Source organism: Rhodococcus jostii NBRC 16295 (genome assembly GCF_001894825.1).
GTDB lineage: Bacteria > Actinomycetota > Actinomycetes > Mycobacteriales > Mycobacteriaceae > Rhodococcus_F > Rhodococcus_F jostii.
On record NZ_BCWY01000184.1, the window covers coordinates 1 to 4,772 of the forward strand.

The 4,772-nt window shown below is 66.1% G+C and carries 5 protein-coding genes; 4 read left to right on the forward strand and 1 reads right to left on the reverse strand.

Annotation, left to right across the window (positions count from 1 at the left end; genetic code table 11):
* Positions 1–355 precede the first annotated feature (355 nt).
* Complete coding sequence (locus RJ1_RS44390) at positions 356–955, reverse strand: TetR/AcrR family transcriptional regulator (protein WP_073371042.1); 600 nt, start codon at positions 953–955, stop codon at positions 356–358.
* 140 nt (positions 956–1,095) lie between these two features.
* Here RJ1_RS44390 and RJ1_RS44395 point away from each other — a divergent pair, with 140 nt between their 5' ends.
* The 4 genes from RJ1_RS44395 (at position 1,096) to RJ1_RS44410 (ending at position 4,711) form a co-directional block, all read left to right on the forward strand.
* Positions 1,096–2,241, forward strand: a complete 1,146-nt coding sequence (locus tag RJ1_RS44395) for an acyl-CoA dehydrogenase family protein (protein ID WP_073371045.1) — start codon at positions 1,096–1,098, stop codon at positions 2,239–2,241.
* A gap of 40 nt (positions 2,242–2,281) precedes the next feature.
* Positions 2,282–3,043: an SDR family NAD(P)-dependent oxidoreductase gene (locus RJ1_RS44400; protein ID WP_073371048.1), complete on the forward strand. Its 762-nt coding sequence runs from the start codon at positions 2,282–2,284 to the stop codon at positions 3,041–3,043.
* A gap of 44 nt (positions 3,044–3,087) precedes the next feature.
* Positions 3,088–3,783 (forward strand): TetR/AcrR family transcriptional regulator, encoded by a 696-nt coding sequence (locus RJ1_RS44405; protein ID WP_073371051.1) that lies wholly within the window; start codon positions 3,088–3,090, stop codon positions 3,781–3,783.
* A 121-nt stretch (positions 3,784–3,904) separates the two neighbouring features.
* Entirely contained in the window at positions 3,905–4,711 is an 807-nt protein-coding gene (locus tag RJ1_RS44410) for an SDR family oxidoreductase (protein WP_073371053.1), read from the forward strand.
* Positions 4,712–4,772: the final 61 nt, after the last annotated feature.

Genomic DNA, 4,772 nt, shown 5'->3' on the forward strand with positions numbered 1-4,772 from the left:
GTTGATGGCAGGCCAGCGGAAAAGCCCCTGCCCCATCCGCCCACTCCTTCAACATTCACCGGAACATTCCTACACAGAAGGGCATACTTCTACCTGTATGCGCGAACTGCTTCCAACCCCCATGGCCGCGTGCGGAGTTGCTACCGCAGGGTTTGTCACCCGGTCTGGCGCGAAGCCCGCTGTTCAGGCGGCGTGGATGTATCCGATCAGGATGCGCTCGACCGGTGAACTCGTCCGAACCTCGTGGAATGGCAGTGGTGGTGCCGTTGATCGGTACCGGCGTCCGGTAGGGATGTAGATCTCGATTTTGTGCAGTCCGCTTAGTCGACACTGCGGGACGTCGGCAATACCTAACCTAACCGGCACCCACCAGGCGCATGGCGAGGTCGGAGTAGAGGTTCGCGACGGCCTCCGGTTCGGTGTATGCGCCGGCCGGGAACCAGCGGCAGATGTCGACGCACAGTGACATAAGCGCGAGGGTGACGCCTTCGCCGTCGGGCACCGTGAATTCGCCCGATGCGGCCCCGGCGTCGACGACGGCACGGACGATGTGGGTGATGTCGCGGCGCAATTTGACCACGTCGCGGTAGTGCTCGGGCGTGAGGGCGTTGAGTTCGTACTGCACGACGCGAGCCTGTGCGTGGTGGGTGGCCTGCCAGCTCGCGAATGCGCCGATCAGCGCTTGCAGTCTCGTCGAGGGTGCCTCGTCGGGGAGGTCTGCACTTACGACAACGTCGAGCGCCGCGGTGTGGCCTTCGTAACTGATCGCGAAGAGCAGCTCTTCCTTGGATCGGTAGTGCGGGTACATCGCGGCGGGGCTCATGTCGAGGCGGGCGGCGATCTCGCGGGTGGTGGTGCCGCCGTAACCGCTGGTCGCGAACGCGTCGACGGCTGCGGCTCGGATGCGGGCGGCAGCCTTGGACGGGCTGATCACCTGGCTGGGTGATTCGCTCATGTCTTTCTCCATCCTCGGCTGCGCGGCTGTTGACAATACCGCGCCGCACCATCAGTATAAGCAAGCGCTTAGAAAATAAGCACACGCTTACATGCCCGAAGCGTGAACCAGTCAAAGCTCGACATCCAGAAGGAGCGGTCATGCGACGCACCCTGTACGGCCCCGATCACGAGGCATTCCGCGAATCGGCCCGGGAGTTCGTGAACCGCAACCTCCTGCCGGTGGCCGACAAGCTCATCGCGCAGCGCTTCATCGACCGGGAGATCTGGCTCGAGGCCGGTCGCAACGGATTCCTGGGACTCGAGGTTCCCGAGGCGTACGGCGGAAGCGAGGCCGGTGACTACCGGTTCAATGCAGTTCTCGCCGAGGAACTTTCGCGGGCGAGTGCCGCCGTGTCGTCGAGCTTCGGCATCCACGCCGACGTCGTCGCTCCGTACCTCGTGCAGCTCACGACCGAGGAGCAGAAGCAGCGGTGGCTGCCCAAGTTCTGCACCGGCGAACTGCTCACCGCGATCGGCATGACCGAGCCCTCCGGCGGTTCCGACCTCGCCTCGCTCAAGACCACCGCGGTCAAGGACGGCGACGACTGGATCATCAACGGTTCCAAGACGTTCATCACCAACGGCTACAACGCCGACCTGGTGATCGTCGCGGCGCGCACCAGCCTCGAGAAGAAGTCCAAGGGCATCACCCTGTTCGCCGTCGAGACGGGCATGGAGGGCTTCGAGCGCGGACGCAAGCTCGACAAGGTCGGCCAGCACGAGTCCGACACCGCCGAGCTGTTCTTCGAGAACGTGCGCGTGCCGTCGACGAACATCATCGGCGAGATCGACCGCGGCTTCATCCACATGATGGAGATGCTGCCGCAGGAGCGTGTCGGCGCCGCCGTCTCGAACATCGCGCACGCTGCGCCGATCCTCGAGGAGACGATCCAGTACGCGAAGGACCGCAAGGCATTCGGGCAGCCCATCGGCTCGCTGCAGTGGAACAAGTTCCTGCTCGCCGACCTCGTCACCCGCGTGGAGGTCACCCAGGCGTACGTCGACAACTGCGTCGCCGCCCACGCCGACGGCGAGCTCACGGCAGTGGACGCCGCCAAGGCCAAGTGGTGGACCGCTCAGGTGCAGAACGAGGTCCTCGACCACTGCGTGCAGCTGCACGGCGGCTATGGCTTCATGACCGAGTACCGTGCTGCCCGTGCGTGGATGGATGCGCGTGTCACCAAGATCTGGGCCGGTTCCAACGAGATCATGAAGGAACTGATCGGCCGCGACCTCGGCCTCTGAGCTCGTACCCCGTAGCCCGACGACAAAGGAGTCGCTTCGTATGTCCGTTCTCGACAAGTTCAGCTTGACCGACCGGGTGGTCGTCGTGACCGGTGCGTCGTCGGGCCTCGGGGTTGCGTTCGCGCAGGCAGCGGCGGAAGCCGGCGCCGACGTGGTGCTGGCCGCACGCCGCACCGACCGTCTCGAGAAGACCGCGGAGCTGGTGCGGGCCGCGGGACGTCAGGCGCTGTGCGTCGCGACGGACATCGCCGACCCGGCTCAGGCGCAGAACATGATCGACGCGGCCATGGAGAAGTTCGGCCGGGTGGACGTGCTCGTCAACAACGCCGGCGTCGGTACGGCCGTCCCCGCGACGCGGGAGACGCCGGAGCAGTTCCGGCAGGTCGTCGACATCAATCTGAACGGTTCGTACTGGGCGGCGCAGGCGGCAGGCAAGGTCATGAAGCCGGGCAGCGCGATCGTGAACATCGCGAGCGTGCTCGGCATCACCACCGCGGGACTTCCGCAGGCCGCGTACGCCGCGAGCAAGGCCGGCGTGATCGGTCTGACCCGCGACCTGGCGCAGCAGTGGGGTGCCCGCAAGGGCATCCGGGTGAATGCGATCGCTCCCGGCTTCTTCGAGTCGGAGATGACGGATCAGTACCAGGACGGGTATCTCGAATCGATGAAGTCGCGTCTGGTTCTCGGCCGCCTCGGGGACCCTGAGGAGCTGGCCGCGACCGTGGTCTGGCTCGCGTCGGACGCCGCCGCGTACGTGACGGGGCAGACGATCGCGGTGGACGGTGGCATCACCATCACCTGAGCGTCGGGTTGGGCGGGGCTGCGGTGCTGGCGTATAAGTAGGAAATGACCACGCGCACCGTCCATGAAGAGTGGGACGATCAGCCCGCCCCGTCGATGGCGGCCACCGATCTGTTGCGGGAGCCGCCGGCGACCCCTCGCGGTGCACGGACGCGCGCGGCGTTGGTGGCGGCTGCGCGGACGGTATTCGAGCGGTCCGGGTACCTCGATGCCCGGCTCACCGACATCACCAAGGAAGCCAACTGCTCGACGGGGTCGTTCTACACCTACTTCGACAACAAGGAGCAGGTGTTCGCCGCCGTCCTCGAGGTGGCGCAGGAAGACATGATGCACCCAGGCATGAAGCGGGTGCAGGACACCGACGACCCCTATGCGGTTCTGGAGGCGAGCAACCGCGCCTACCTGGAGGCGTACCGGCGCAACGCCAAGCTGATGGGCCTGCTCGAGCAGGTGGCACACATCGACCCGGCATTCGCGGACCTGCGCCGTCAGCGGGCCGACGCGTTCATCGCGCGCAATGCGCGGGGCATCGCGGAGCTGCAGGCGCGGGGCATCGCCGACAGGGAGCTGGACCCGATGCTGGCGTCGCGCGCGCTGTCGGGGATGGTCAGCCGGCTCGCGTACAACGTATTCGTGGCCAACACGAACGGGGACGACGGCACTCCCGTCGACTTCGACGACGTCGTGTTCACGACGACGCGTATCTGGGCGAACGGGCTGCGATTCCCCGAGCGGGGCTGAGCTCTACCCGGTAGCGGGAGCGCGGGACGCCCAGGTCCATCAAACTGAATCCGACACCGGATTCAGGTGATTTCTGTGGAAGACTGGGGTCACGTCCGTGTCCCCGCGAGGGAGGAATCTCGTGCACGTTGCTCAGAAGGTCGCCATCGTCACTGGTGGTGGGGGCGGAATAGGCAGTGCTCTCGCGCGGAAACTCGCCGCGGCCGGCGCGAAGGTCGTCGTCACCGACCTCGACGCCACCGGGTTGGACGAGATCGTCCGGGGCGATGCCGACCATCCCGGCGCCGCGCTGGCGGTGCAGGCCGACGTTTCCGACGACGCACAGATCGCGTCGGTCATCGAGACGGCGGAGAAGGCTTTCGGGCCCGTCGACCTCTACTTCGCCAACGCGGGTGTCGCGGCGGGCGACGAACTCGAATCCGACGACGCCGTGTGGGACCTCGCTCTCGACGTGAACGTCCGTGCACACATCCGGGCGGCACGCCGCCTGATTCCCGGATGGATCGAGCGTGGGGAGGGGTACTTCGTCAGCACGGCCTCGGCCGCCGGCCTGCTCACCCAGATCGGCTCCGCTCCCTACTCGGTGACCAAGCATGCCGCCGTCGGATTCGCCGAATGGCTGTCCGTCACCTACGGCGACAAGGGTGTCCGGGTCAGCTGCCTGTGCCCCATGGGCGTCAACACCAAATTGCTGACCGACGACGCCGCCCTGTCGGCGACCGCGGCACGTGCCGTCACCACCGCGGGTTCGGTGCTCGAACCCTCCGAGGTGGCCGAATGCGTACTCGCCGCAATGGAAGCCGAGCAATTCCTGATCCTTCCGCATCCCGAAGTGCTGGAGATGTACCGGCACAAGGGCGCCGACTACGACCGATGGATCCGGGGAATGCGCCGCTACCAGGCCTCGCTCCTCGCCCAGCCGTCCTGACCCCAACTGCACGAGGAGTTCGAATGTCTCTGTTCGACGTATCCGATCGCGCACGGCAGTA